Below are 26596 nucleotides of genomic sequence, written 5' to 3' on the forward strand. Positions count from 1 at the left end.
ACGTGGAGTTGCAGTTGTGGCGCAAGGCGGCGGAAATCTGCCGACTACTCAGGCGCTGTCATGGCCCGTGCAACATCGAGCATCCGAGCCGAAAATCCCCATTCATTGTCATACCAGCCAAAGACCCGCAGTTGCTGACCCTCCACCATGCGGGTCTCAGGGGCCGCCAAAATCAGCGATTCCGGGCGCGCACGCAAATCGGAGGACACCAGTGGTTGATCGGTCCAGCCAAGAATGGGCGACTGCGAAGCCGCCGCTTTCAGTGCCGCGAGGAGATCGCCTTCATCCCACGTGCTGCTGAGGCGCGCGACCAGATCCACGGCAGAAACGCTGGCGGTCGGGACGCGGACGGCGGCGCCGGAAATCCGGCCTTTGAGATGCGGCATGACGACATCTATCAGATGCATCGCCGATGTGGTGGTCGGCACCATCGACTGCGCCCCGCCACGTGACCGGGCAAAGTCACCGCGGGGGGTGTCCACCATCGGTTGCGAATTTGTGTAGCAATGAATGGTGGTCATGTGACCACTCTCAATGCCTGCCACTTGATCCACCAGCTGCACCAGGCCCGCAACGGCGTTGGTCGTGCAGGAGGCATTGGACACGATTTTCGCACCTGCCAGATCGGCCTGATTGACGCCATAGACGACGGTGACTTCAGCCGCAGGGGACGGGCCAGAGATCAGCACTTTGCTCGCACCGGCACTCAGGCCGCGTTCTGCCAGGTCGGTGGTGCGCGCGATCCCCGTGCAATCCAGCAGGATATAGACCTCTGACAAATCGAGATTGGTGATATTTGCCTGTTGATGAAGCGGGATGCAGCGGTTGTCGACGCACAAGGTGCCGTCACCCAGCGAGACCGAGCCGGGGTAGGGGCCGAAGGTGCTGTCATACTGAAACAGATAGGCACACATCTCCGGATCGGCGATGTCGTTGATGCAGGCGATCTCGATCTCCGAACCGCGAGGGCTGCTCAGGATCTGACGCAAAATCGTGCGGCCAATGCGGCCGAATCCATTGATTGCTATCTTCATGGGCAAAGCTATGGCAGCGGTTCTCGGCTCCGGCAATCCACCCGCACAATAATGGACGGCCTTGATACAATCGCAGTCCAGCGCGAATTCATCACCATTTGCGACAGGATAGGTACGGATTCCGTCTTGCGCCAGCCCATTGGCGCTGGTAGCTTCCGCCGCAGCACATGGGAGAACCGATCCGGGCGAAAGCGCGTGAACTCGGTGCCGAAGGAGCAACCGCCCCGGAAACTCTCAGGCCAAACGGACCGTGTGCGCGAGACTACTCTGGAGAGAGCCCGGCCAGACCGGGACGCCGAAGGGATAACGATCTCAGGCGAACGGGACAGAGGGGGCATCAAAGCGTGCAGGCGGGGCCTGCGCATAACCTTGGATGCCGGATGCCAATCGACGCGTTGACATGTTGTGAATTGACCGCACCGGCCGCAGACGCGGAAGGCAGGCCGAAATGTCGGATCTGAAGACCACCCCCCTTACGGAATTGCACGAGAGCCTCGGGGCCAAGATGGTGCCCTTTGCAGGCTATGCTATGCCCGTGCAGTACCCGCTGGGGATCATGAAAGAGCATATCCACACGCGCGAAAAGGCCGGGCTGTTCGATGTCAGCCATATGGGTCAGGTGATCTTGCGCGGCGACAGCTTTGAGGCCGTCGCAAAAGCCTTTGAAAAACTGGTGCCGATGGATGTGCTGGGCCTCTCTGAGGGGCGCCAACGCTACGGTCTGTTCACCAACGACGCCGGCGGCATTGAGGATGACCTGATGTTCGCCAATCGCGGCGACCATCTGTTTGTCGTCGTGAACGCGGCCTGCAAGGAGGCCGATATTGCCCGCATGACAGCCGCGCTGGAACCCGAAATCAAGGTCGAGCCGGTCACCGACCGCGCGCTGGTGGCCCTTCAGGGGCCGGCCGCCGAGGCGGCGCTGGAGGCACTGGTGCCCGGCGTTGCTGCCATGAAATTCATGGATGTGGCGACGTTTGAATATGCGGGGGCCGAGCTGTGGATCTCCCGCTCTGGCTATACCGGCGAGGACGGCTACGAGATATCCGTGCCCAACGCTGTGGCCGAAAATCTTGCCAAATCGCTGCTGGAGCACCCGGATGTCGAGGCCATCGGCCTTGGTGCGCGGGATTCGCTGCGGCTTGAGGGCGGATTGTGCCTTTATGGGCATGATATCGATACGGAAACACGCCCGTTTGAGGCCACACTTGGCTGGGCCATCCAGAAGGTGCGTCGCCCTGATGGCGCGCGCGGGGGCGGCTTTCCCGGTGCGGATGCGATCTTTGCCGATCTTGGCGGGAATGCCCCGCGCAAGCGTGTGGGCCTGAAGCCCGAAGGTCGCGCGCCCATGCGCGAAGGCGTGGTGCTTTATGCCAGCTCCGAAGGCGGCGCGCCCATCGGCACCATCACCTCCGGCGGCTTTGGCCCCACGGTGGGCGGGCCGGTTGCCATGGGCTATGTCACGGCAGAACACGCCGCCATCGACACCCAGATCTTTGGCGAGCTGCGCGGTAAGCGCGTGCCCGTCACAGTTGCAAAGCTGCCCTTCGTGGCGGCAAACTTCAAACGCTGAACACCCGTCCCCGAAAGAACGGTCAACACAGGAAGAGTACCCATGAAATACACCGAAGAACACGAATGGCTGCAGGTCGAAGGCGAAATCGTGACGGTCGGCATCACCGCGCACGCCGCCGAGCAACTGGGCGATGTGGTCTTTGTCGAACTGCCCGAGGTGGGCAGCGAAGTGACCAAGGATGACGAGATCGTGGTGATCGAATCCGTCAAGGCTGCCTCTGACATCCTGGCGCCGCTGGATGGTGAAGTTGTCGAGGTCAACGAAGCCATCGTGGACGAGCCCAACAAGGTCAACGACGACCCGGAAGGCGAGGCGTGGTTCTTCAAGCTGAAGGTCTCTGACATGTCGCCGATGGACGATTACATGGATGCGGCCGGTTACAAGGACTTCATCGGCTGATGCACTTCTGGCCCGCTGCCCCATGGCGCGGGCCATTTCGTATGGACACTGGCACCAACGGGTTTGCCCGACCCATTGTGCTGTGCCTCTTGGACCTGAATCTGACTGACCTTAAGGAGGCAAGCGATGCCTTTCGAACCGACAGATTACCTTCCTTATGACTTTGCCAACCGACGCCACATTGGCCCCTCGCCGGATGAAATGGCCGAGATGCTCAAGGTGATCGGCGCCGACAGCCTTGATGCGCTGATCGACGAGACCATGCCGAAATCCATCCGCCAGAAAGAGGCCCTGGACTTTGGTCGCCCGATGTCCGAACGCGAGCTGCTGTTTCACATGCGCGAGGTGGCGGGTAAGAACAAGGTGATGACCTCGCTGATCGGTCAGGGCTACCACGGCACCGTGACGCCGCCCGCGATCCAGCGTAACATTCTGGAAAACCCTGCCTGGTACACGGCCTATACGCCCTACCAGCCCGAGATCTCGCAGGGCCGTCTTGAGGCGCTTCTGAACTTCCAGACGATGATCTCCGACCTCACCGGCCTGGAAATCGCCAACGCATCGCTGCTGGACGAGGCCACCGCCTGCGCCGAGGCGATGACCATGGCGGGGCGGGTGTCGAAATCGAAGGCCAAGGCGTTCTTTGTCGACCGCGACTGCCATCCGCAGAACATTGCCGTGGTGAAAACCCGCGCCGAACCGCTGGGCATCGAGGTGATCGTCGGCAACCCGGACAAGATGGACCCCGAAGCGGTCTTTGGCGCGCTGTTCCAATATCCGGGCACCTATGGGCATGTGCGTGATTTCACCGATCACATCGCCAAGCTGCACGAACACAAGGGCATCGCCATCGTGTCCGCCGACCCGCTGTCCCTGACCCTGCTGAAGGAACCGGGCGCGATGGGGGCGGATATTGCCGTCGGCTCCACCCAGCGATTTGGCGTGCCTGTCGGGGCAGGTGGTCCGCATGCGGCCTATATGGCCACGAGGGATGCCTTCAAGCGCAACATGCCGGGACGCATTGTCGGGGTGTCGATCGATGCCCATGGCAACAAAGCGTATCGTCTGTCGCTGCAGACCCGCGAGCAGCACATCCGCCGCGAAAAGGCGACGTCCAACGTCTGCACCGCGCAGGCGCTGTTGGCGGTGATGGCGTCGATGTATGCGGTCTTCCACGGCCCCAAAGGGTTGCAGGCCATCGCGCAGCGCATCCACCGCAAGGCCGTGCGTCTGGCAAAAGGGCTGGAAGAGGCCGGCTTCAAGGTCGACCCGCAGGCGTTCTTTGACACCATCACCGTGGATGTCGGCCCGCTGCAGGCGGCGGTAATGAAATCTGCCGTGGACGAAGGGATCAACCTGCGCCGTGTTGGCGAGACCCGCGTCGGCATCTCGGTGGATGAAACAACGCGTCCCGAAACCATCGAGGCGGTCTGGCGTGCCTTTGGCATCGTGCGGGCGGATGATGACTTCGCGCCCGAATATCGGGTTCCAGCGGACATGCACCGCAAGTCGGACTACCTGAGTCACCCGATCTTCCACATGAACCGGGCCGAGACCGAGATGATGCGCTATATGCGCCGTCTCGCGGACCGCGACCTGGCGCTTGATCGGGCGATGATCCCGCTGGGCTCCTGCACCATGAAGCTGAACGCAGCTGCGGAAATGATGCCGCTGAGCTGGCCGGAGTTCTCAACCATCCATCCCTTTGCGCCCGCCGACCAGCAGGCCGGATATGGTGAAATGATCACGGATCTGTCGGCAAAGCTCTGCGACATCACTGGCTATGACGCGATTTCCATGCAGCCGAATTCCGGCGCGCAGGGTGAATACGCGGGTCTGCTGAGCATCGCCGCCTATCACAAGGCGCAGGGCGAGGGGCATCGCAACATTTGCCTCATTCCGATGAGCGCCCATGGCACCAACCCCGCCTCCGCGCAGATGGTCGGCTGGAAAGTGGTCGTCGTGAAATCGGCGGAGAACGGTGATATCGACTTGGAGGATTTCCGCGCCAAGGCGGAAAAGCACGCCGAGAACCTCGCGGGTTGCATGATCACCTATCCTTCGACGCACGGGGTGTTCGAGCAGACTGTGCATGAGGTCTGCAAGATCACCCATGACTTTGGCGGTCAGGTCTATATCGACGGCGCCAATATGAACGCCATGGTGGGCCTCAGCCGTCCGGGTGATCTGGGCGGTGATGTGAGCCACCTGAACCTGCACAAGACCTTTGCCATTCCCCATGGCGGCGGTGGCCCCGGCATGGGCCCGATCGGTGTGAAGTCGCATCTGGTTGACCATCTTCCGGGGCATCCGGAAACTGGCGGCAGTGAAGGGCCCGTTTCGGCGGCTCCGCTGGGGTCGGCCTCGATTCTGACCATCTCTTGGGCCTATTGCCTGATGATGGGCGGCGCAGGTCTGACGCAGGCGACCAAAGTGGCGATCCTGTCGGCGAACTACCTCGCCAAGCGCCTCGAAGGGGCCTACGACGTGCTCTATAAGGGGCCGACGGGTCGGGTCGCGCATGAGTGCATTCTGGACACCCGCCCCTTTGCTGACAGCGCGGACGTGACGGTTGATGATGTGGCCAAGCGCCTGATGGACAGCGGCTTTCACGCGCCGACCATGAGCTGGCCTGTCGCGGGCACGCTTATGGTGGAGCCCACGGAATCGGAGACCAAGGCAGAGCTGGACCGTTTTGTCGGAGCGATGCTGTCGATCCGCTCCGAGATCAAGGCGATCGAGGACGGCGACATGGCGCGAGAAAACAACGCGCTGAAGAACGCACCGCACACGATGGAAGATCTGGTGAAGGACTGGGACCGTCCCTACACGCGCGAGGAGGGCTGTTTCCCGACGGGGGCGTTCCGGGTCGATAAATACTGGCCACCGGTGAATCGTGTCGACAATGTCTATGGTGACCGTCATCTGATCTGCACCTGCCCGCCGATGGAGGAGTACGCCGAGGCGGCGGAATAGATCACAGTTACATGGACGCGCCCCCGGTGCCCGGGGGCGCGACAGGTCTCAGCAGGGCCCTTCCCATGCGGGGAGGGCCCTGCGCGTTTGGCGCTGGCGTGATGGTCACTGCAGGGGTTCGGTTCGATCTTCCGCGGGTGTCGTCAGCGATATGCGAAGCGCTGTGCGCTGGCCCCTTTACTCAGGAGAGGTGGCGCCAACTAGAAATCCGGCACGCGAGGCTGTAAGCTGTTGGCCCCCACAATCACGCGCAGCTGCACCACCGGCCAAAATCACGCTGCCATTGCATTCAATAGCCGCGGCTGCGGTCGACCTCGTGCAACAAAGGCTCGCCCGCTGTCAGCCGCCGCAGGTTTTCGACGACATCACCGAGTGCATCGCCGAGGTGCCAGCCCGAAACATGTGGGGTAATGGTGACGTGAGGGTGCCTCCACAGCGGGTTGTCGCTTGGCAAGGGTTCGGTGCGCAGCACATCGAGCACCGCGTGGCCAGGGCGCCGCTGGTCGAGGGCGGATGCAAGGGCGGTTTCATCGATCAGGCTACCGCGCCCGGCGTTGATGACAGTGGCGCCTTCCTTCATCAGTGCGAGGCGCTTCGCATTCAGCAGGTCACGGGTTGCCTCGGTGGCGGGCAGGATGGCGCAAAGATAGTCGCAACTGGACAGGAGGCTGTTCAGCCCTTGGTCGCCGGTGAGGCAGGTGACGCCTTCGATGTCCTTCTGCGAGCGGCTCCAGCCCATGGTGTTGAACCCCATGTCGCGCATAAGCTCTGCCGTGAGGCCACCGATATGGCCGAGGCCGAGAACACCGACGGTGACCTCTTGCGGACGGTGCGGGGCTATTGGGTCCCAAGCAGCACGGCTCTGCGCCTTTTCATGATAGTTCATGTTGCGAGTGCCACGCAGCACATATGCGAGGCAATACTGCGCAATCTCGCGCGCTGGCTCCTGCGGCTTCAGTCGCGCCACGCGGACCTGTGGCGCGAGGGATGGGTGGTTCACGATGGTCTCCACCCCGGCCCCCAGTTTCTGCACCAGTTGCAGGTTTGGCAGCCGCGTCGGCAAATCGGATTTCAGCGATGATACGGCCAGCATGGTGATGTCCGACAAATCGCCTGGCGCGTCTGCTGTCCGGATGTCGGCTGTCGGGGACAGTTTGCGGAACTCCGCGGCCAGAGCCTCTTCACTGTACCAACCGCGGTGTCCGATTTCGATCAACAGTGCCATCTTTCACTCCAGTGTCTCTTCTTATGACGTGCCGTCACTGTGCTGGACAGGACGCAGATTGCCAAGCCATGCTGCGCAAGCAAATCGGGAGGTGCGCCATGGAAATGAATCTGGGACTACGGTCGGAGGTGCAGCTGCTTCTGGATCGGGTGGTTGCTATGGTGCGTGACGATATCATGCCGGTAGAGGCCGAGTATCATTCTGAGATCGGCAAGGGGGACCGCTGGGCCTACACCCCGCGGCAGGCGGAAATTCTCGAAGGCTTAAAAGCCAAGGCGAAGGCGGCAGGGCTTTGGAACTTCTGGTTGACCGACTCGGATCGGGGGCTTGGCCTCAGCACGGTGGAGTATGCCTATTTCGCCGAGGCAATGGGCAAGACCCCCTTGGGGCCAGAGGTGTTCAACTGCGGCGCGCCGGATACCGGCAATATGGAGGTGTTTGAGCGCTACGGCACAGATGCAATGAAGGAGCGCTGGTTGAAGCCCTTGCTTGCCGGGGAAATTCGCTCTGCCTACCTGATGACAGAACCGGATGTGGCCAGTTCGGATGCGACCAATGTCGCCATGTCCTGTGTGCGGGATGGCGATGACTATGTGTTGAATGGTGAGAAATGGTGGATCTCGGGGGCCGGTGATCCGCGCTGCCGCGTCTACATCACCATGGTGCGGACCGGTGGGGACGACACGCCTAAACATCAGCGTCATTCGATGATCGTGGTCCCGGCAGAGGCATCTGGCATCGAGGTCTTACGACCTATGCAGGTCTACGGGCAAGATGATGCACCGCATGGTCACATGCACATGCGCTTTACCGACGTGCGGGTGCCGGCGGAGAATACGCTGCTGGGGGAAGGGCGCGGGTTCGAGATCGCACAGGGACGGCTGGGGCCGGGACGTATTCACCACTGCATGCGGGCGATCGGTCAGGCAGAGGCGGCGCTGGAGCTGATGTGCCGGCGGTCTTTGCAACGCGAGGCCTTTGGCAAGCCATTGGCACAGCTTGGAGCCAACTATGATATCATCGCGGAGTGCCGGATGGAGATCGAGATGGCGCGGCTGCTGTGCCTCAAGGCCGCTTGGTACATGGATCAGGGCGACGCCAAAGCTGCGGCGCCCTGGATCAGTCAGATCAAGGTGATTGCCCCTCGTGTGGCGCTCAAGGTCATAGATGAGGCGGTGCAGATGCACGGCGGCGAGGGGATCAGTCAGGACACGCCGTTGGCGCGCGCCTGGACCCATGTGCGCACGTTGCGCATGGCTGATGGTCCGGATGCGGTGCACCGGCGACAGGTCGCGCGGGCGGAACTCAAACAGTACACACAGGAAAAGATGTGACCGAAGCAGACGCGTTTTTTCACCAGCGCGCTGATGGCGTGTTTGTCGGCAATGATCCGGCGCGCGGCGCATGGTCGGTGGATCATTGCCACGCTGGACCCGTGGCGGGGTTGGTGGCCCGGGCGGCGGAGGTCGAGGTCGGCGCGGAGAAGCAACTCACCCGGCTGACCATGGATGTGCTGCGCCCGGTGCCGCTCGCCGGAATTCGTGTGGCTGCGGAAACCACCCGTCATACCCGGACCCTCGCAACCACGCGGGTGACAGTGCACGACCTGGATGACGCGCTGTTGGTTCAGGCGACAACAATGCATCTGGCAGAACGCGACATCGGCCCGGTGCCGACGCCACAGATCGCCACCCCTCGTATCGAAGAGGCCGAGGCTGGTCCCTTTGCGATCGGGGCAGGGCGGCACGACCTGCCGAATTTCGCGCACCTGCTGGAGACGAAATACCCGCCCGGCCATGAGTTTGGTCCGGGGCCCAAGATGATCTGGTTGCGAACACCGGATTTGGTGGCGGGAGAGCCGACCTCCCCGGTGCAGGGCATCTGTGCGCTTGCGGATTGCGGCAACGGGATCTCCTGGAACCTGCCAGCGACCAAGATGGGCTTTATGAACACGGACCTGACCCTGCAGATCCACCGCGCGCCGGAACCGGGGTGGCACGCGGCTGACGCGATTTCGCATTGGCACGGGAACGGGATTGGCATGTCACAGGCCGTGCTGTTCGACGCCAAGGGGCCGGTGGGCACAGCCCTGCAGACATTGACCCTGTTCCCGGCCAGTTAGGGCGGCTTGCAGGCAGACAGGCGGTCTTGCAGGGAAGGGCCGGCTGGTCAGGCGTGATCGCTGGGGAAAACGGGATCTGGATAGCCTACCCGTGCCAGATAGAGCCCGTGCCCCGGACAGACCGGCCCACAGGCGGCGCGATCCTGTGCTGCCAGCGCGTCGCGCACGTCTTCGGGGGCCCATGCACCTGTGCCGACACGTTCCAGCGTGCCCACAAAGCTACGCACCTGATTGTGCAGGAAGCTTCGCGCGCGGACGTGAAAGTGGATCTCCGGGCCGGAAAGGCCTTGGACCTGCTCGACCCGCAACTCATCCAATGTCTTGACCGGGCTGGCCGCCTGGCAGATCGACGAGCGGAACGTCGTGAAGTCATGGTTGCCGAGCAGGTGGTTCGCACCCGCCTGCATCGCATCCACGTCCAGCCGGTGATTGATCTGCCAGACCTGATCGGCATCATGTGTCGCCGGCGCGCGTCGCATCAGGATCCGGAACAGGTACTGTCGTTCGATGGCGCTGAACCGGGCATGCCAGTCGTCGTCCACACGAGCGGCATCGACGATGGCAACCGGCGCAGGCTTCAGGTGGTAGTTCAACGCTTCACTCAGCCGGAAGGGATCCCAGTCTTTCTGCAGGTCGCAATGTGCCACCTGACCCAGACCATGCACGCCCGTATCGGTGCGACCGGCAGCGGCGATCGTGTGCGCTCCCGGTTCGAGTTTCGCCAGGGCAGCCTCGATCGCTCCCTGCACCGAGGGTTGATCCTTCTGCCTTTGCCAGCCGGCAAATGGCTTTCCATGATATTCGACTTTGAGAGCAATACGCGGCATGACGCGCGGCGTAGCGTGCTGGGGCGAAGCTGGCAAGCCCCTGCTCTGCGGGTGCGCAGGATGCAGACTGGCAACCGGTCGTCAGGATGCCTATGTTCATAGGCGCAGGCCAAGGGCAGAGCGTTGAAACACAAGCAAAGACACGGGGCAGCAGGTGGTGCGAGGATCAGGAGTGACAGGGCTGGCTGCGGATGTGGCCGATGGGGTGTTGCGCGGCGCGGGAACTCTGGGCGGCGTGGTGTCCAGCCCGTTTGCGGAGCCGACTCTGCGCTTAGGGGTTACCGGTCTGGCGCGTGCGGGCAAGACGGTCTTCATCACCTCTCTGGTGGCCAACCTGATGAATCGGGGCCGCATGGCGCAATTGTCGGCAGAGCGGGACGGCCGTATCGAGGCGGCCTATCTGCAGCCGCAGCCCGACGACACGGTGCCGAGATTTGATTTTGAAAACCATCTTGGCGCGCTGACCGGACCAGAGCCCCATTGGCCCGACAGTACCCGCGCGGTGTCCGAATTGCGCCTCAGTTTACGGTTGCGTCCGTCCGGCCTGTTCGGGGGGCTGACCGGGCCGAAGGTGCTGCATTTGGACATCATTGATTACCCCGGTGAGTGGCTGCTGGATCTGTCCCTTCTCGACAAGGACTATGCTGGCTGGTCTGCCGATGTCCTACGCCGGATCGAGACGCGCGACGAAGCAAAGGCGTTCCGGGCGGCTGTGCGGGCGGCTGATCCGGATGCGGCGCATGATGAACCCCTCGCGCAGGGGCTTGCATCGGCCTTTGCCGACTATCTGCAAGCGGCACGTGCGGGGGGGTATTATGACTGCACCCCGGGGCGGTTCCTGTTGCCCGGCGATCTTGCGGGTTCTCCGGTGTTGACCTTTGCCCCCTTGCCCGAGGGGACCGCGCCGCGCGGCAGCCTCGCCCGCGAGATGGCGCGCCGGTTCGAGGCTTACAAGGCCCAGGTCGTGCGCCCGTTTTTTCGCGATCACTTTGCGCGGATTGATCGGCAGGTTGTGTTGGTGGACGCGCTCGGCGCGCTGCATTCCGGCCCACCTGCGATGGAAGATCTACGCCGCGCAATGACGGATATCCTGGGGAGTTTCCGCCCCGGCTCCAACGGTTTTCTGAGCCAGATTTTGCGCGGCAAGCGGGTGGAAAAGATCCTCTTTGCAGCCACCAAGGCGGATCACTTGCACCATCAGCAGCACCCGCAATTGACGGCAATCATTGAGGCATTGACCCAGGATGCCCGTGACAGGGCGCAATTCGCCGGGGCTGAAACTGCCGCGCTGTCGCTGGCGGCATTGCGTGCCACGACCGAAGAATTACGCACACATGAGGGAGCAGAATTGCCCTGTGTGCGCGGGCTCTTGGCGGACACGGGCAAGCCCGCGGCGCTTTATCCGGGGCGTTTGCCCGAGGATCCGCGTCAATTGCTGACGCCTGCGCGACAGGGGGCAGAGTGCTGGCTTGATGGGAGCTACGCATCTATGCGATTTGCGCCACAGCCGTTGGTGTTGAAGCCGGGCGACGGGCCACCTCACATCCGGTTGGACCGCGCGGCAGAATTTCTGTTCGGAGATCGTTTGTGACGCTGCGACTGCGCCCTGCAACACCTCTGGATGCGAGCCGGATCGGTGTCATCCTGCACCGGTTTGAACAGGACACTCTGTGGATGCCCAAGGAGCATTCGCTGGCAGAGGCCATTTCCTTTTGCGACCGTATGATCGCCCGAGGCTGGGTGACGGTGGCAGAGACCGCGCATGCCGGAGAGATCGAGGGCTTTCTGGCGCGGGATGGGGCCGAGGTCTGTTCGCTTTATATCGCCCCCGCCTCCTGTGGACGTGGGATTGGTAAGGCGCTCCTTGATCGTGCAAAGCAGCAGGTCTCGCACCTAGCGCTCTGGACCTTTCAGGCCAACACGGGGGCACAGCGTTTCTATCTGCGCGAAGGGTTTGCAGAGGTGCGTCGCAGTAACGGGCAGCGCAATACCGAGGGGCTGCCCGACATCGAATACCATTGGCAGGCCGACCAGATGGAGACCACGACATGAGCCGTAAACCCGTCGTTTTTGACCTGCAGCCCGAAGATGAGCCAAAGCAGAGCGTCAGCGATGCGCCGCCGGTGCCCGATCTCGACGAACCAACGGCGCTGCAAGCAACGGTTGAGGCGATGGGAGAGGGGCGGCGCTCTGGCTGGGGGGGCTGGATCTGGGCCGGTGTCGCCGGTTTGATCACAACAATCGTCTCTGTTGCCGCTTGGGATTACGCTACCAGCCTTCTGGACCGCATCCCGGTCCTTGGTCTGATCGTTTCGGCGGCATTGATCGGGCTGGCGCTGGCGGCGCTGCTGTTTTGTCTGCGCGAACTGGCGGCGGTGGCGCGGGTGCGTCGCGTTGACGATCTGCGACAGGCCTGTGCCAAGGCGCGCACGGGCACTTTGAAAGAGGCCCAAACACAGGTCGCGGCGCTGCAGCGTTTCTATGCAGGCCGCGCGGATCTGGAATGGGCGCAGCGTAACTTGTCTGATCGCAAAGCGGAGCTCCTTGATGCGGATGCGCTGATTGACCTGGCAGAAGCCGAATTGATGCGCCCGCTTGATGCGCGCGCCGTGGTCGAGGTGGAGGCCGCAGCCCGGCAGGTGGCCGGGGTTACCGCCTTGGTGCCGCTGGCGCTTGCGGATGTGCTCACCGCGTTGGTGTCGAGCCTGCGCATGATCCGCCGTATCGCCGAGATCTACGGGGGGCGCTCCGGGTTCTTCAGCTCCTGGCGGTTGACGCGTGCGGTCCTGTCCCACCTGGTGGCAACCGGCGCTGTCGCGGTGGGGGACGACCTGTTGGAGCCTGTGCTCGGCGCGTCTGTTCTGTCCAAGCTTTCGCGCCGATTTGGCGAGGGGTTGGTGAACGGCGCGTTGACCGCGCGAGTGGGGCTCGCCGCGATAGAGGTGTGTCGGCCCATGGGGTTTGAGGGCGCGCCGAAACCACGCTTGGGCAAAGTACTGCAACGCGCGCTCCGGGGCTTCGTGAAGTGAAGATCCAGCAAGACGGCTACCGGCCTTCTGCCGACACTTCAGTGTCTCTGGATCAAATCAAACGTGGCGGCGCGTCTTTAGGTTGACGCATGGCGACAATCCCGGTTCGAAACCCCTCTCCGATACGATCTGCCAGATGACCCCATTGCAGGGCCTGTTCGGGAGTGAGCTCGCGGGCCAGAACATCGTGAAACAGGCCCAGCCAGAGCGGGAAATGCTCTGCTTTGACATCAGGGCGCGACAGGTGCTCGCGCATCGGAGATCCATTGTAGCCCTTTTCACGCAGGATGGCGTTGCGCCAGAAGGCGGCGATCTTGTCTTCATGGGCGGGCCAGTCCTCGACATGGGCCGCAAAGACCGGGGCAAGCTCTGAATGCTGACGGACGTGCGCGTAAAAGACACGCACCACGCGGGCGATCTGCTCCGCAGTGATCTCGAACCGCGCCAGAGGGTGGGCGGCGCTCTCGCTCTGCATGATGGCCTCCGAATATTTAAGATCTGCTACAACCCTAAGTCTGCGCGAGGGCGACGGGAAGGGGGAGAGGTGAATTGCCGCAATCGCCGAGGCTCAGGTGCCATAAGGCTCCGGATGCGATTTGCCGCATGCGCTGAAACGCTTGATATCTGTGAGGGGCGGTTTTGTCAGGGCTGACGCTTTACCCGCGCCCAGCAAGAGCCTATAAGCGCCCCTATGACCCCGACTGCAACACGACGCGTGGCCATCATTATTCGAATTACGACCCCGGCGCTCTGACAGACGAGACGCCGGGCAAAGGTGCTTGAGTGATCGCACCGAACCGAATATCCCCAATCCGACCCGTTGATGCAAAAGGACGCCACCGATATGTGCGCCGATAAGACCGAAGTCACGCCCGACTACAAAGACACGCTGAACCTCCCCAAAACCGATTTCCCCATGCGCGCAGGCCTGCCCAAGCGCGAGCCCGCATGGCTGGAACGTTGGGAGCAGATCGGCGTCTATGACCGCCTGCGCGCCAAGGAAGGCCGCCAGCCTTTCGTGCTGCATGACGGCCCGCCCTACGCCAACGGCCACCTGCACATCGGCCACGCGCTGAACAAGACCATCAAGGACATGATCGTCCGCTCGCATCAGATGATGGGTTTTGACAGCCGCTACGTGCCCGGTTGGGATTGCCACGGTCTGCCGATCGAATGGAAAATCGAAGAGCAGTACCGCAAGAAGGGCAAAAACAAGGACGCGGTGCCGGTCATCGAGTTCCGTCAGGAGTGCCGCAAGTTCGCCGAGGGCTGGATCGACATCCAGCGCGAAGAGTTCAAGCGTCTTGGCATCACCGGCAATTGGCCGAACCCCTATATCACCATGGATTTCCACGCCGAGGCGGTGATCGCCGAGGAATTCATGAAGTTCCTGATGAACGGCACGCTCTATCAGGGCTCCAAGCCCGTGATGTGGTCGCCGGTGGAAAAAACCGCTCTGGCCGAGGCTGAGGTCGAGTATCACGACAAGGAAAGCTTCACCATCTGGGTGAAGTTCAAGGTAGAGATTGATCCCGACGCTGTTGTTTGGACATCTGGTGCGTCGAGCGAAGAGCAAAGCCGTAAAACGGGCATTTCTGACTTACTCGACGCGCATGTGGTCATCTGGACTACAACTCCTTGGACCATTCCCTCCAACAAGGCTGTGGTTTATGGTGAGGATATCTCCTATGGTCTTTATGAGGTCACCGGCACTCCCGAGGAATGCTGGGTCAAGGCTGGAGACAAATACTTGTTGGCCGATAAGCTGGCAGTAGATGTGTTTAACCGAGCCAGATTGAGTTCAGAGCAGTACCGTCGCGTCCGTGGAATTGATAACAGTGAGCTATCGTTTGTGAGGCTCGCCCACCCGCTCGCTGGGGCCGAAGGCTCCGAAGGCGAATGGGACGGCATCCGTGACTTCCGCGCGGCGCCCTTCGTGACCGACACCGAAGGCACCGGCTTTGTACATTGCGCGCCGAGCCACGGGATGGAAGAATTTGAACTCTACCGCGACCTTGGCATGCTGGAACAGGTCATCACCTACAACGTGATGGACGACGGCGGCTTCCGCGCCGATCTGCCGTTCTTTGGCGGCAAATACATCCTTAACCGCAAGGGCGGCGAGGGCGACGCCAACACCGCGATCATCAACAAGCTGGTTGAGGTCGGGGGCCTGATGGCGCGCGGCAAGATCAAGCACAGCTACCCGCATTCCTGGCGTTCCAAGGCGCCGATCATCTACCGCAACACGCCGCAATGGTTTGCCGGTGTGGACCGCAAGCTGGATGACGGCATGGGCGAGCATGGCGATACCATCCGCGAACGCGCCCTGCGTTCGATCGACGAGCTGGTGAAATGGACGCCGCGGACCGGTCGCAACCGCCTGCATTCGATGATCGAGAACCGTCCCGACTGGGTGTTGTCGCGCCAGCGCGCCTGGGGCGTTCCGCTGACCTGTTTCACCAAGAAGGGCGCGCTGCCGACCGATGCGGACTACCTGCTGCGCAACGATGAGGTGAACGCCCGCATCACCGCCGCCTTTGAGGAAAACGGCGCCGATGTCTGGTATGAGGAGGGCTTCAAGGCCAAGGTTCTCGACGGCATCGTTGCCCCGGACGATTACGAGCAGGTGTTCGACGTGCTTGATGTGTGGTTTGACTCTGGCTCCACCCATGCCTTTGTGCTGCGTGACCGCGAGGATGGCACCGAGGATGGCATCGCCGACGTCTACATGGAAGGCACCGACCAGCACCGTGGCTGGTTCCATTCCTCGCTGCTGCAGGCCTCCGCCACCAAGGGCCGCGCGCCGTATCGCAACGTGGTGACGCACGGGTTCACGCTGGACGAGAAGGGCATGAAGATGTCCAAATCGCTCGGCAATACCATCGTTCCAGAAGCGGTGATCAAACAGTACGGTGCCGATATCCTGCGTCTCTGGGTGGCGCAGACCGACTACACCGCCGACCAGCGCATCGGGCCGGAGATCCTGAAGGGCACCGCCGACAGCTATCGCCGTCTGCGCAATACCATGCGTTTCATGTTGGGCAGCCTTGGCGATTTCAGCGAGGATCAGCGGGTCGACCCCTCCGAGATGCCGGAGCTGGAGCAATGGGTGCTGCACCGTCTGGCAGAGCTCGATCACACGGTTAAAGCGGGCTACAAAGCGTTTGATTTTAACGGTGTCTGGCAGGCGATCTTCAACTTTGCCACCGTGGATCTGTCAGCCTTCTACTTCGATATCCGCAAGGACACGCTCTATTGTGATGGGGATACGCTGAACGCCCGCGCGGCGCGCACCGTGCTCGACATCCTGTTCCACCGTTTGACCACATGGCTGGCGCCGATCCTGGTGTTCACCATGGAAGAGGTCTGGCTGGAGCGGTTCCCGGGCGACGACAGCTCGGTGCATCTCATCGACATGCCGGACACGCCGCGCGACTGGATCAACGAACCGCTGGCGGCCAAATGGGCCAAGGTGCGTCAGGCCCGTCGTGTTGTGACTGCCGCACTGGAGGTGCAGCGCACCGACAAGGTTATCGGCGCCTCGCTGGAGGCGGCACCCGTGGTGCATGTGCGCGAGGCCGAAGTGCTGGCGGCGCTGGAGACGGTGAACTTCGCGGATGTCTGTATCACTTCTGACGTGCAGCTCACTGGCGATCCGAGCCCTGCCGAAGCCTATCGCCTGCCGGAAATAGAAGGCGTTTCGGTCGTGTTTGAAAAAGCCGAGGGCGAAAAATGTCAGCGGTGCTGGAAGATCCTGCCGGATGTCGGTGGCCATAGCCATCCGGGTACGTGTGCACGGTGCAGCAGCGCACTGGACAGCTGACCTGTCGGGTTTCTGACAAGACGCTCAAAATCAAGACGCCCGGAGACATTCCCCGGGCGTCTTTTTTCATCCATTGTCGTCAATCGGCTGAGATCAGGAGGCAATCCGGGACAGCACGTCCTGCGTATTGGTGTACATTTCCTGGGCGAAGCTTCCTGAGGACATGCCACGGAACATGGTATCCTGTGTCAGCGCCTCTGCTTGTTCCATCTGGATGTTCAGCAGGTTTTCAAGAGGGGGCAGGCTGATGGGTTCGGCAGTTTCAATCGGCTGAGCGGGCACAACTTCGGCCCGGCTGGTGTTTTCAGTGACCTGTTCGTCCGGACCTTTGTCATACAGGGCCAGATTGTCGCTGCTCATCAACGTGTCGAGATCCCGATCACGCGGCGCGGCGTCATCACTCAGGAAATTGGCGAGCCGACTGTTGGCAAACTCGGACCCGGTCGCGCCACCAGTGCCGGACGGACTCGCAACCGTGTCGGTAACAGTAAATACTGTGACGGCGGGGACATTCGCGGGAATGTCTGAGTAGGGGCGTAACGCTGGTAACATTCACTCTTCCTTTCCACATAAGTGTCGGGCCGCACGCCGACCCATAGGAAATTACATCTTCAATATAACGCAATGAGAGGCGTTTGACGCGTGAACACTTTGGTAATGGTTAACGCCCCGGGCGTCGCTCGTCGGACAGTCGACTTCACGGGGGCGGCGAATATCAAAGTCGCGTCCTTTGTGGCGTTGATGCACTTTCGGGAATATTTCGCCGTGAGTGCTTCGGCCAAGCCTGATAGGGGGGGCGCCGTTCCGAACTCACCAAGTCCCCACTGGGGGCGTCGTTGATGCTTGGCCGGTTGTTGCTTACAGCCTGACACCGTGACCTGCGCAGGCATACCGGCGCCGTCAGATAATGGTCTTGGCACCTGCGTAGCGGCGGCTGGCCTCGCGTTCCGACGTCTGCTGCAGCTTGTGGCGCGCGAGCAGGGCGTATTCGACGTTGTCCCCACCCTGCCGTCGCCCTGCAGTCGAGGGCAGCACAACCGGGGTATCCTTCTTGGTCGCTTCGCGCGGGAAAACCGCACCAGCTGCAGATTTCTGCAATTGTGCCATGGCCTTTGCCAGTTGCTGCGTCGTGGCCGGGGTCACGGCAGCCTTGTATCGCGCTGCGACTTCGGGCAGCTCCGAGCGCCCGGACGGGTCTGCCTCTTGATAGGGCATCAGAGTCTCCTGAACCTTGGGATCGAGAAAAGGAACAAATTCAATTTGATTTTCAGCAATTGTGCTTAAGAATCTGTGTATGCTGACCGACCGCTTGCTGCCTAAATCGAAAATTTGCAGTAAAAAGTATGACGCTGGCGCCAGAAAACACGCGCCCTTGGCGCTTTTTCCGCAGGAGGAGAGCGGCGTTAGCTGCGTTCGGGAACGATCTGTTGTGCGATCCCGACAAGCAACAGATAGACCGAAGTCGCAAACAAGGCGATGGTCACGACCGGGCCAGGAGCAAAGTCGACCCATGCGGTCCACCCGGCAAGGGCGGTCCAGATCAGCGCAATGGGAAGCGACACAAGCCGCCAGCGTTCGGTGCGAACCGGATGGATGAACTTCAATGGCAGGAATTGCGTTGCAGACAGCAGAGTAACGAGGCCAAGGCTGACCCAGTGATTGGGCTCGAGTGCAAAAATGACCAAGATCAACATGTTCCAGCAGCCGGGGAACCCGGAGAAAGAGTTGTCCTTGGTCTTCATCCGCGTGTCGGCAAAATACATTGCGCTGCTGAAGGTGATGACGATGACCGCGGCCCAGCCGGTCCAGCCGGACATCAGGCCGGACTTGAACAACGCAAAGGCAGGGATGAACACGTAGGTCAGATAGTCGATGATCAGGTCCAGCATAACGCCGTCAAACTGCGGCGCATTGCGTTTTACGTTGTAGTGACGGGCAAGCGGACCATCGACTCCGTCGACTGCAAACGCCACGACCAGCCACAGATACATCAGATCCCACCGTGCATCTACGGCGGCGAGCATGGCGAGCATGGCAAAAACGGCGCCAGTCGCGGTCAATAAATGTACGGTCAATGCACGGAGTTCAGACGTCATTTAAGTGTGATGACGAATTTCGCCACAGCCCGCAACCCAGAAGCGTGGGTGACGGGCTGTGTTTCGTGAATTTTGTACGGCTTCGACCTGACAAATATTGATCAAGCCTAAGGTATCGTGAGGCCAGCACGAATGACATCAAACGGGGTGTGGCCATTGCCGCTTGCACAGATCGCGCAAATCAAAGCGCAACATTGCGAGACGTCACGTAGGCACAGCCTCTCGGTCGTGTGCGGATGGTCAGGCTTTGGGGTGCGCGCGGGTGTAGACGTCCATCAGATGCGCCGTATCCACCGCCGTATAGGCCTGGGTCGTGGACAGCGAGGCGTGACCCAGCAGCTCCTGTATGGCGCGCAGATCTCCGCCCGCCTCCAGCAGATGGGTGGCGAAACTGTGGCGCATGGCATGCGGGGTCGCGGAGGCGGGCAGACCAAGCTGGCGCCGCGCATCGGCCACCACGCCCTGGATCATCCGTGCATGCAGGGCACCGCCGCGCACGCCGCGAAACAGCGGTTGGTCGCGCTCCTGCGGATGCGGGCAAAGCTGCAGGTAGCGATCCACGGCCTGGCGTGCAGCGGGCAGAACCGGCACCACGCGCTCCTTGCCGCCCTTGCCGGTGATCCGAAGCGTTGCGGGCAGGGGGGCGTCCTTGCCCATCAGGCCGAGCGCTTCGGAAATTCGCAATCCACAGCCATAGAGCAGCGTGACCACAGCCACATCGCGGGCGGCGACCCAATCCTTGAGCGATTGCAGCTCCACCGTGTCGATCATGGCACGGGCGGCGTCCTTGTCGAGCGGGCGGGGCAGCTTCTTCTGGAACTTCGGCGCCCGGGTCGAGAGCACCGCGGTCGGCTCAAACCCTTCGCGCTTGGCCAGCCAACCGTAGAATTTCTTCACAGCGGAGAGTTTGCGCGCCAGTGACCGCGCGCCGGTGCCTGATGTGCGAGCCGAGGCCATCCATGCGCGCATGTCGGCGGTGGTGATGCGACTGAGCGCCCCCAGCCCCTGCGGGCCGCCGAAATGTAGGCTCATGAAGGCAAGAAACTCGCTCACATCGCCGCGATAGGCGGTCAGGGTATTTGACGCCGCGCCCTCCAGTGCACCAAGGCCGTCGAGCCAGATTTGCAGCGCATCTCGCGCTGCCGGAGAAATGAGGGTGGGGTCGCCGGCGCTCAAGACAGCCAGCGGCGCATGCAGCGCTCGAATACCCCGCCAAAGAAGGTCAGGAGGTCGGTGCCGTGTTGCGGGGTGAATTGATGCGGATCCTCGGCGCCAAAGACCAGCAGGCCCGGCAGGCGCCCGGCGCCAAGATCAAGCCGTAAGCAGGCCTCTGAGCGCAGATCGGCACCACGATCCCCATAGATGCGTGACGGACCAGCCTGGATCTGGCGCAGAATCACCGGACGGTCGCCGCCGTAAGAGCGCCCCTGCGCCACATAGGAATCGACAAAACCGGCCTCGGTGAATTTCAGCACATCACCGACGCGCTCCACCGCGGCGCCAGCCTCTTCCTGCGTGGTTTCCAGAATCAGCGCCAGTGCGTCCACCCGCAGGATGTCGCGCAGATCACCGCGCAGGATCTCCATGAAGACGGCAAAGCTCTCAGGATCCAGCAGGCGCAGCACGGCGCGGTGGATCTGGTTGGTGCCGGCGAGGTTTTCATAGGCGGCCGCAATCACCGAGCGATGGGTGTCTTCCAGACGGTCGAGCCGGGTTTCCAGCCGCTCCATCGCGATGCCGCGCAGGTCAACGATATTGGTGCCCATGGCGCGCTCGTTGGCGGCCACCAGCGCACGCATCACGTTGGGGTCGTCCAGCACCATGTCGGGCTTTTCAATGATTTTCTTGCGCAGGCTGTCGTCCAGCTCGGCGGTTGTGCTGCTCATCGTCTCGTTCGAACCTCTGATCGGGTTTTGTTTACTATAACATGAGCCATGCGTGGGCGCGCGGGAAAAATCGCCAATTCGCGCCCGGCGGGGGGCAAAATACGCCTCTCGGCAGCAACATGCTGATGCGCAAATAAAAATGGCGCCCCCGTTGAGGGGCGCCATGGCTGGGTCTCGCAATTGATTGGGGCGCGATCAGAGGATCTTGATGCCGGCTGCCTTGATATCGGCGAGGAAGGCCGACAGGCCCTTGTCGGTCAGCGGGTGGTTGACCAGCGACTTGATCACGGCCGGCGGCGCGGTGATCACGTCCGCGCCCACCAGGGCACAGTCGGAGATATGGTTCACGCTGCGGATGGAGGCGGCGAGGATCTCGGTGGTGAAACCGTAGTTGTCATAGATGGTGCGGATATCCTCGATCAGGTCCATCCCGTCGAGGTGGATATCGTCCAGGCGACCGATGAAGGGCGAGATGAACGAGGCACCTGCCTTGGCGGCCAGCAGCGCCTGATTGGCAGAGAAGCACAGGGTCACATTGACCTTGTGGCCCTCGTCGGTCAGGGTTTTGCAGGCCTTCAGCCCGTCCCAGGTCAGCGGCACCTTCACGGTGATGTTCTCGGCGATTTCCAGCAGCTTGCGGCCCTCGGCGATCATGGTTTCGGCATCGGTCGCAGTGACTTCGGCGGAAACCGGGCCGTCGACCAGATCGCAGATCTCCTTGGTGACTTCGATGATGTCACGGCCGGATTTCTTGATCAGGGAGGGGTTTGTGGTGACGCCGTCGACCATGCCAAGATCGTTCAGCTCGGCAATGGCGTCGATTTCGGCGGTGTCTACGAAGAATTTCATGGGCTTTGGTCCTCTGGATGGCTTGGCCTCGGTGCGCCTTGGCTTTACCTGATAGGAGGTCTTGCGAAAAGTCCGAAAGACACAAGGGTGGTCAGGGCGCGTCCGGGCGCATGTTAGCGGAAACACTTGCCCGCGCCTACCGTTGGGGCAACAAAAAGAACAGGGTCACGACAGGAATGACGCAGCAGAGCGAGAGTCCGGAGTTTTTTGCCCAGGGCGAGCGAGTCGGAGTACTGACAGCGCAGCCGCTGGACCGGCTGCTGGACTATCGCGCACCCGAGGGCGGCTGCTTTCTTGGCGCCTTTGTCGAGGTGCCGCTGGGGCCGCGCAAGGTCATCGGCGTGGTCTGGGGGCCGGGCGCGGGCGGATTTGATGCCGCCAAGCTGCGCTCGGTGATCCGGGTGCTGGATCTGGCCCCGATGCGCACGGAGATGCGCGGCTTTCTGGAGCGCGCGGCGCAATATACGCTGACGCCGATGTCGATGATGCTGCGGCTGGCGACCCGCGCGCCGGGGCTGGCGGATCCGCCCTCGATGCGCAAGATCCTGCGAAGAGGCGATCAGGAGCCGGATCGCCTGACGGATGCCCGTGCCAAGGTGCTCGACGTGATGGACGAATATGAGGGCGCGGCCTTCACCGCGTCGGAACTGTCCGGGCTGGCGGGGGTGACCAGTTCGGTGATCAAGGGGCTGGTGAAGCAGGGCGCCATCCGCGAGGAGGAAGCCCCCCGCGACCTGCCGTTTCCGCCGCTGGATCCGGACCTGCCGGGCAAGACCCTCTCGGACGATCAGGCCGCCGCCGCCGCCGCTCTGGAGGCCGGTGTGAACGGGGGGCGCTACGGCACCACATTGCTGAAAGGTGTGACCGGTTCGGGTAAGACCGAAGTCTATCTCGAGGCCGTGGCCGCTTGCCTGCGCAAGGGGCGGCAGGCGCTGGTGCTGCTGCCGGAAATCGCGCTGACGGCAGAGTTTCTCAAACGGGTCGAGGCGCGTTTTGGCGCGGTGCCGGCGGAATGGCATTCCGGCGTCACCATGACCGAACGCCGCCGGGTGTGGCGCATGGTCGGGCAGGGGGCGGCGCAACTGGTGATCGGCGCGCGCTCTTCGCTCTACCTGCCGTTTCGCGACCTTGGCCTGATCATTGTCGACGAGGAACACGACACCTCCTACAAGCAGGAGGAGGGCGTCCTGTATAACGCGCGTGATCTTGCGGTCTGGCGCGCGGCGCTCTGTCAGGCGCAGGTGGTGCTGGCGTCGGCAACGCCGAGCCTGGAGACCTGGGCCAATGCCGAAGCGGGCAAATACACCCGTCTCGATCTCACGTCGCGTTTTGGCGAGGCGGTGCTGCCGGAAATGCGCGCCGTCGACATGCGCAACGAAGACCTGCTGCCCTCGACCTGGATCTCACCCACCCTGAAGCAGGCCATGAAACTGCGGCTGGAGCGCGGCGAGCAGTCGCTCCTGTTCCTCAACCGCCGTGGTTTTGCGCCGGTGACGATCTGCCGGGCGTGCGGCACCCAGGTGGCCTGCGACAATTGCGATGCGCGCATGGTCGAACACCGCTTCATGAAGCGGTTGATGTGCCATCAGTGCGGCGAGACCAAACCCGTGCCCACCGAATGCCCCTCCTGCAAGGTAGAGGGCAAGATGGCTCCCGTCGGCCCCGGAATCGAGCGGCTGGGTGAAGAAGCGGCGGCGCTGTTTCCCGAGGCACGCATTGCAGTTCTGAGTTCGGATCTGTTTGGCTCGGCCCGGGCGCTGAAGCAGCGGATCGAAGAGATCGCGGCGGGTGAGGCGGATATCATCCTCGGCACCCAGCTGGTGGCCAAGGGACACAACTTTCCGCTGCTGACGCTGGTGGGGGTGATCGACGCCGATCTCGGGTTGCAGGGATCGGACCTGCGCGCCGCAGAGAGGACGTTCCAGCTGATGCGGCAGGTGGCGGGTCGTGCGGGCCGGGCCGAGCGCCGGGGCGAGGCCCTAATGCAGAGTTTTCAGCCCGAACATCCGGTGATCCGCGCGATCCTCTCTGGTGACGAAGAGAGCTTTTGGAAGGCGGAGGCCGCGCAGCGGCAGGCGGCGGGGGTGCCGCCATACGGGCGCATGGCGGGGATCATCCTGTCGGGCACCGATCTGGCGCAGGTCTTTGACCTTGGCGGTGCGCTGGCCCGCAATGATGGCCCGCTCCGGCAGGTGGGCGCGCAGCTCTTTGGCCCGGCCCCGGCTCCCATCGCCCGGGTGCGCGGGCGCCACCGGGTGCGCTTGCTGGTCAAGGCCGACAAGGGCGTCCCGCTTCAGGACGCCATCAGCCGCTGGATCGCACCGTTCAAGCTGAAGGGCGATCTGCGTCTGAATGTCGATATTGACCCGCAGAATTTCTTTTGACCACCCCTGCAGCCTCATAAGACACGGCCTGTTGCCCCTGCAGGAGCGCAGATAGACCTGTGCATGCAGCGGCGTGAGTTGGTACAATTCTTGACTAGCTCTGTCAGGCAAAGCGCTCTAAAGCCGGGGCATGTTTACGCCCATGACCCTCGATCAAGCCCGGTCCCTGCCGTTCTGGCGCCGTCCGATCACGCTGCTGTTTCTCATGGCGATCGCCATGCCCATCGCCTTCAACACTTGGTCGGCGCTGCTGAACAACTTTGTTATTGAGGTGGCGAATTTCGACGGGGCGGACATCGGCCTGCTGCACACCGTGCGCGAGATTCCGGGCTTTCTGGCCTTTCTGGTGATCTTTCTGATCATCTTCATCCGCGAGCAGGTGCTGGGCCTGCTGTCGCTGGCGTTGCTTGGCGTGGCCACGGCGGTCACTGCCTGGTTTCCGACCCTGCAGGGCATCTTGATCATCACCGTGCTCAGCTCCGTCGGCTTTCATTATTTCGAGACCGTGGCCCAGTCGTTGCAGCTGCAATGGCTCACCAAGGAACGCGCGCCGCAGATGCTGGGCTGGCTGGTGGCGACCGGCTCTGCCGCAACCCTGGTGGTCTACGGCATCATCGTGCTGCTGTGGGAACCTCTGAACCTGTCCTACAACGCGGTCTATATGGCGGCTGGCGGCTTCTGCGCCGTGGTGGCGATCTTCTGCCTGTTCGCGGTGCCCCAGTTCGACGGTCCGACGCCGCAGAACAAGAAGATGGTGCTGCGCCGCCGCTACTGGCTCTACTACGCACTGCAGTTCATGGCCGGCGCGCGGCGGCAGATCTTTGTGGTCTTTGCGGGCTTCATGATGGTGGAGCGCTTCGGCTTTGAGGTGCATCACCTCACGAGCCTCTATCTCATCAATCTGCTGGTAAATATGGTGGCCGCGCCATTGCTGGGCCGGGTCGTGTCGCGGTTTGGCGAACGTCGCACGTTGATTTGTGAGTATGTCGGTCTGACGGTGGTGTTCGCGCTCTATGGTGGCATCTACTGGTTTGGCTGGGGGGTGGTGCTGGCGGCTACGCTCTACGTCGTGGATCATATCCTCTTTGCGCTTGCACTGGCTCTGAAAACCTACTTCCAGAAGATCGCCGATCCGGCTGATATTGCACCCACCGCAGCAGTTGCGTTTACGATCAACCATATCGCGGCGGTGTTCCTGCCGGTGCTGTTGGGCCTGCTCTGGATCGTATCTCCGTTTGCGGTGTTCGGATTGGCGGCCTGCATGGCACTGATCTCGCTGGCGCTATCCCTGATGATCCCGCGCCATCCTGAGCCGGGGAATGAGACCATTTTCGCCCGTCTGACAGCGCCCGCGCCTGCGGAATAAGTCTACCAACCAAGGGGCCGCGGGCGTGCTGCCCTCTTGACCATATATGCAAGGCTCGCGTAGGCGCTGGACAACCGCGCGCCCGACGCGCCCTTTGTTCCACTGCGGAGATCCCAACATGCCCACATTCACCGCGCTCACCACGCTGACCGGAAAAGCTCAGGCCGAGGCATTGGGCGATGCGATGGAGCGTTTGACGCCAGAACCAACCGGCGTTGGTGTGTTCGAGGTCGAGGATGGGTCCGGTCTCTGGGAAGTGGGTGGGTATTTCACCGAAGCTCCCGATGAGGCAGGGCTGGCGCTGTTGGCCACATTGCATGAGGCAAAGCCCTTTGCGGTTTCCGAGTTGCCGGAGACGGATTGGGTTGCGCATGTGCGGCGCGAGCTGGCCCCTGTCGAGGCCGGGCGTTTCTTTGTCTATGGCAGCCATGATGCCGACAAGCTACCAGGGGACAAAATTCCGCTGTTGATCGAGGCCGCCATGGCCTTTGGTACTGGACACCATGGGACGACGCTCGGGTGCCTGAAGGCACTGGACCAGCTGCTGGATCAGGGCTTCACCGCGTCCAAAGTGGCCGATATCGGCTGTGGCACCGCGGTATTGGCGATGGCCGCGGCGCGAGTCTGGGCGGATGCGGACATTCTGGCCAGCGATATCGACCAGGTTGCGGTGGATGTTGCAGAGGCCAATATGGAGGCCAACGGCATGAAGGGCGCCGTGCAGTGCCTTGAGGCCGCAGGGTTCGACGCGCCGCCGCTCAAGGACGCGGCCCCTTATGATCTGATCTTTGCAAACATCCTCAAAGGGCCGCTGGTGGCGCTTAGCCCCGATATGGCAGCACATCTGCGCGATGGCGGATATGCGATTCTGTCTGGCATCCTGAACGAGCAGGCCGATGATGTGATCGCGGTTTATGCACAGAACGGCGTCAATCTGGTTAATAGGGATGAGATTGGTGAATGGACAACGCTGATTTTGCGCAAGTAAGCTGAGATCGCGG

22 protein-coding genes and 1 riboswitch are annotated in these 26596 nt (G+C 62.1%); of the genes, 12 read left to right on the forward strand and 10 right to left on the reverse strand.

What is annotated here, in order from left to right; translation table 11 throughout:
• Positions 1-44 precede the first annotated feature (44 nt).
• Positions 45-1034 carry a type I glyceraldehyde-3-phosphate dehydrogenase gene (locus tag CLV89_RS02430; protein WP_106162025.1) on the reverse strand — a complete coding sequence of 330 codons (990 nt, stop codon included), beginning with the start codon at positions 1032-1034 and terminating at the stop codon, positions 45-47.
• A gap of 158 nt (positions 1035-1192) precedes the next feature.
• A riboswitch (glycine riboswitch) is annotated at positions 1193-1295 on the forward strand.
• A 187-nt stretch (positions 1296-1482) separates the two neighbouring features.
• Here CLV89_RS02430 and gcvT point away from each other — a divergent pair.
• The 3 genes from gcvT (at position 1483) to gcvP (ending at position 5985) form a co-directional block, all read left to right on the forward strand.
• Positions 1483-2607 (forward strand): glycine cleavage system aminomethyltransferase GcvT, encoded by a 1125-nt coding sequence (gcvT, locus tag CLV89_RS02435; RefSeq protein ID WP_106162026.1) that lies wholly within the window; start codon positions 1483-1485, stop codon positions 2605-2607.
• 42 nt (positions 2608-2649) lie between these two features.
• On the forward strand, positions 2650-3009 hold the full coding sequence (gene gcvH / locus CLV89_RS02440) for a glycine cleavage system protein GcvH (protein WP_106162027.1): 360 nt from the start codon (positions 2650-2652) through the stop codon (positions 3007-3009).
• Positions 3010-3135: 126 nt separating this feature from the next.
• A complete protein-coding gene (gene gcvP, locus CLV89_RS02445; protein ID WP_106162028.1) occupies positions 3136-5985 on the forward strand; it encodes an aminomethyl-transferring glycine dehydrogenase in 2850 nt (949 codons plus the stop codon).
• Positions 5986-6274: 289 nt separating this feature from the next.
• Here gcvP and CLV89_RS02450 read toward each other — a convergent pair whose 3' ends face one another.
• Positions 6275-7210 (reverse strand): 2-hydroxyacid dehydrogenase, encoded by a 936-nt coding sequence (locus CLV89_RS02450; RefSeq protein WP_106162029.1) that lies wholly within the window; start codon positions 7208-7210, stop codon positions 6275-6277.
• 98 nt (positions 7211-7308) lie between these two features.
• On the opposite strand from CLV89_RS02450, the gene CLV89_RS02455 reads away from it, so the two are divergent.
• Both CLV89_RS02455 and CLV89_RS02460 read left to right on the forward strand, forming a co-directional pair.
• Positions 7309-8544, forward strand: a complete 1236-nt coding sequence (locus CLV89_RS02455) for an acyl-CoA dehydrogenase family protein (RefSeq protein ID WP_106162030.1) — start codon at positions 7309-7311, stop codon at positions 8542-8544.
• Entirely contained in the window at positions 8541-9332 is a 792-nt protein-coding gene (locus CLV89_RS02460; RefSeq protein ID WP_106162031.1) for a thioesterase family protein, read from the forward strand. The genes CLV89_RS02455 and CLV89_RS02460 overlap by 4 nt, the downstream gene beginning before the upstream one ends.
• Before the next feature lie 47 nt (positions 9333-9379).
• On the opposite strand, the gene truA is transcribed toward CLV89_RS02460, so the two are convergent.
• The gene (gene truA, locus CLV89_RS02465; protein WP_106162032.1) at positions 9380-10159 is read right to left on the reverse strand and encodes a tRNA pseudouridine(38-40) synthase TruA; all 780 of its coding nucleotides are present in this window, start codon (positions 10157-10159) and stop codon (positions 9380-9382) included.
• A 172-nt stretch (positions 10160-10331) separates the two neighbouring features.
• Here truA and CLV89_RS02470 point away from each other — a divergent pair, with 172 nt between their 5' ends.
• Genes CLV89_RS02470 through CLV89_RS02480 form a run of 3 tightly spaced genes read left to right on the forward strand, consistent with a single transcriptional unit; the run spans position 10332 to position 13188 of the window.
• A complete protein-coding gene (locus tag CLV89_RS02470; protein WP_165798078.1) occupies positions 10332-11750 on the forward strand; it encodes a YcjX family GTP-binding protein in 1419 nt (472 codons plus the stop codon).
• Complete coding sequence (locus tag CLV89_RS02475; RefSeq protein ID WP_106162033.1) at positions 11747-12211, forward strand: GNAT family N-acetyltransferase; 465 nt, start codon at positions 11747-11749, stop codon at positions 12209-12211. The genes CLV89_RS02470 and CLV89_RS02475 overlap by 4 nt, the downstream gene beginning before the upstream one ends.
• Positions 12208-13188, forward strand: a complete 981-nt coding sequence (locus CLV89_RS02480) for a YcjF family protein (protein WP_106162034.1) — start codon at positions 12208-12210, stop codon at positions 13186-13188. Before CLV89_RS02475 ends, CLV89_RS02480 begins: the two co-directional genes overlap by 4 nt.
• Before the next feature lie 52 nt (positions 13189-13240).
• On the opposite strand, the gene CLV89_RS02485 is transcribed toward CLV89_RS02480, so the two are convergent.
• The gene (locus tag CLV89_RS02485) at positions 13241-13663 is read right to left on the reverse strand and encodes a group III truncated hemoglobin (protein WP_106162035.1); all 423 of its coding nucleotides are present in this window, start codon (positions 13661-13663) and stop codon (positions 13241-13243) included.
• 369 nt (positions 13664-14032) lie between these two features.
• Here CLV89_RS02485 and ileS point away from each other — a divergent pair, with 369 nt between their 5' ends.
• A complete protein-coding gene (ileS, locus tag CLV89_RS02490) occupies positions 14033-17014 on the forward strand; it encodes an isoleucine--tRNA ligase (protein ID WP_106162317.1) in 2982 nt (993 codons plus the stop codon).
• A 93-nt stretch (positions 17015-17107) separates the two neighbouring features.
• Here the strand turns inward: ileS and CLV89_RS02495 are convergent, their stop codons facing one another.
• The 6 genes from CLV89_RS02495 to fsa form a co-directional block, all read right to left on the reverse strand.
• The gene (locus CLV89_RS02495; protein WP_106162036.1) at positions 17108-17566 is read right to left on the reverse strand and encodes a hypothetical protein; all 459 of its coding nucleotides are present in this window, start codon (positions 17564-17566) and stop codon (positions 17108-17110) included.
• Between the two features lie 348 nt (positions 17567-17914).
• Positions 17915-18229: a hypothetical protein gene (locus tag CLV89_RS02500; protein WP_106162037.1), complete on the reverse strand. Its 315-nt coding sequence runs from the start codon at positions 18227-18229 to the stop codon at positions 17915-17917.
• A 188-nt stretch (positions 18230-18417) separates the two neighbouring features.
• On the reverse strand, positions 18418-19110 hold the full coding sequence (locus CLV89_RS02505) for a CDP-alcohol phosphatidyltransferase family protein (protein ID WP_106162038.1): 693 nt from the start codon (positions 19108-19110) through the stop codon (positions 18418-18420).
• 240 nt (positions 19111-19350) lie between these two features.
• A complete protein-coding gene (locus CLV89_RS02510) occupies positions 19351-20286 on the reverse strand; it encodes a tyrosine recombinase XerC (protein ID WP_106162039.1) in 936 nt (311 codons plus the stop codon).
• The gene (locus tag CLV89_RS02515) at positions 20283-20996 is read right to left on the reverse strand and encodes a DUF484 family protein (protein WP_106162040.1); all 714 of its coding nucleotides are present in this window, start codon (positions 20994-20996) and stop codon (positions 20283-20285) included. The genes CLV89_RS02510 and CLV89_RS02515 overlap by 4 nt, the downstream gene beginning before the upstream one ends.
• A 195-nt stretch (positions 20997-21191) precedes the next feature.
• Positions 21192-21845, reverse strand: a complete 654-nt coding sequence (fsa, locus tag CLV89_RS02520; protein WP_106162041.1) for a fructose-6-phosphate aldolase — start codon at positions 21843-21845, stop codon at positions 21192-21194.
• 176 nt (positions 21846-22021) lie between these two features.
• On the opposite strand from fsa, the gene CLV89_RS02525 reads away from it, so the two are divergent.
• From CLV89_RS02525 to CLV89_RS02535, 3 genes are all read left to right on the forward strand, one after another.
• Positions 22022-24229, forward strand: a complete 2208-nt coding sequence (locus tag CLV89_RS02525; protein WP_106162042.1) for a primosomal protein N' — start codon at positions 22022-22024, stop codon at positions 24227-24229.
• 130 nt (positions 24230-24359) lie between these two features.
• Positions 24360-25595 (forward strand): MFS transporter, encoded by a 1236-nt coding sequence (locus tag CLV89_RS02530; protein WP_106162043.1) that lies wholly within the window; start codon positions 24360-24362, stop codon positions 25593-25595.
• Positions 25596-25713: 118 nt separating this feature from the next.
• Positions 25714-26583: a 50S ribosomal protein L11 methyltransferase gene (locus tag CLV89_RS02535; RefSeq protein ID WP_106162044.1), complete on the forward strand. Its 870-nt coding sequence runs from the start codon at positions 25714-25716 to the stop codon at positions 26581-26583.
• Positions 26584-26596: the final 13 nt, after the last annotated feature.

It is taken from the genome of Tritonibacter scottomollicae (assembly GCF_003003215.1).
In the GTDB taxonomy this organism is placed as follows: domain Bacteria; phylum Pseudomonadota; class Alphaproteobacteria; order Rhodobacterales; family Rhodobacteraceae; genus Epibacterium; species Epibacterium scottomollicae.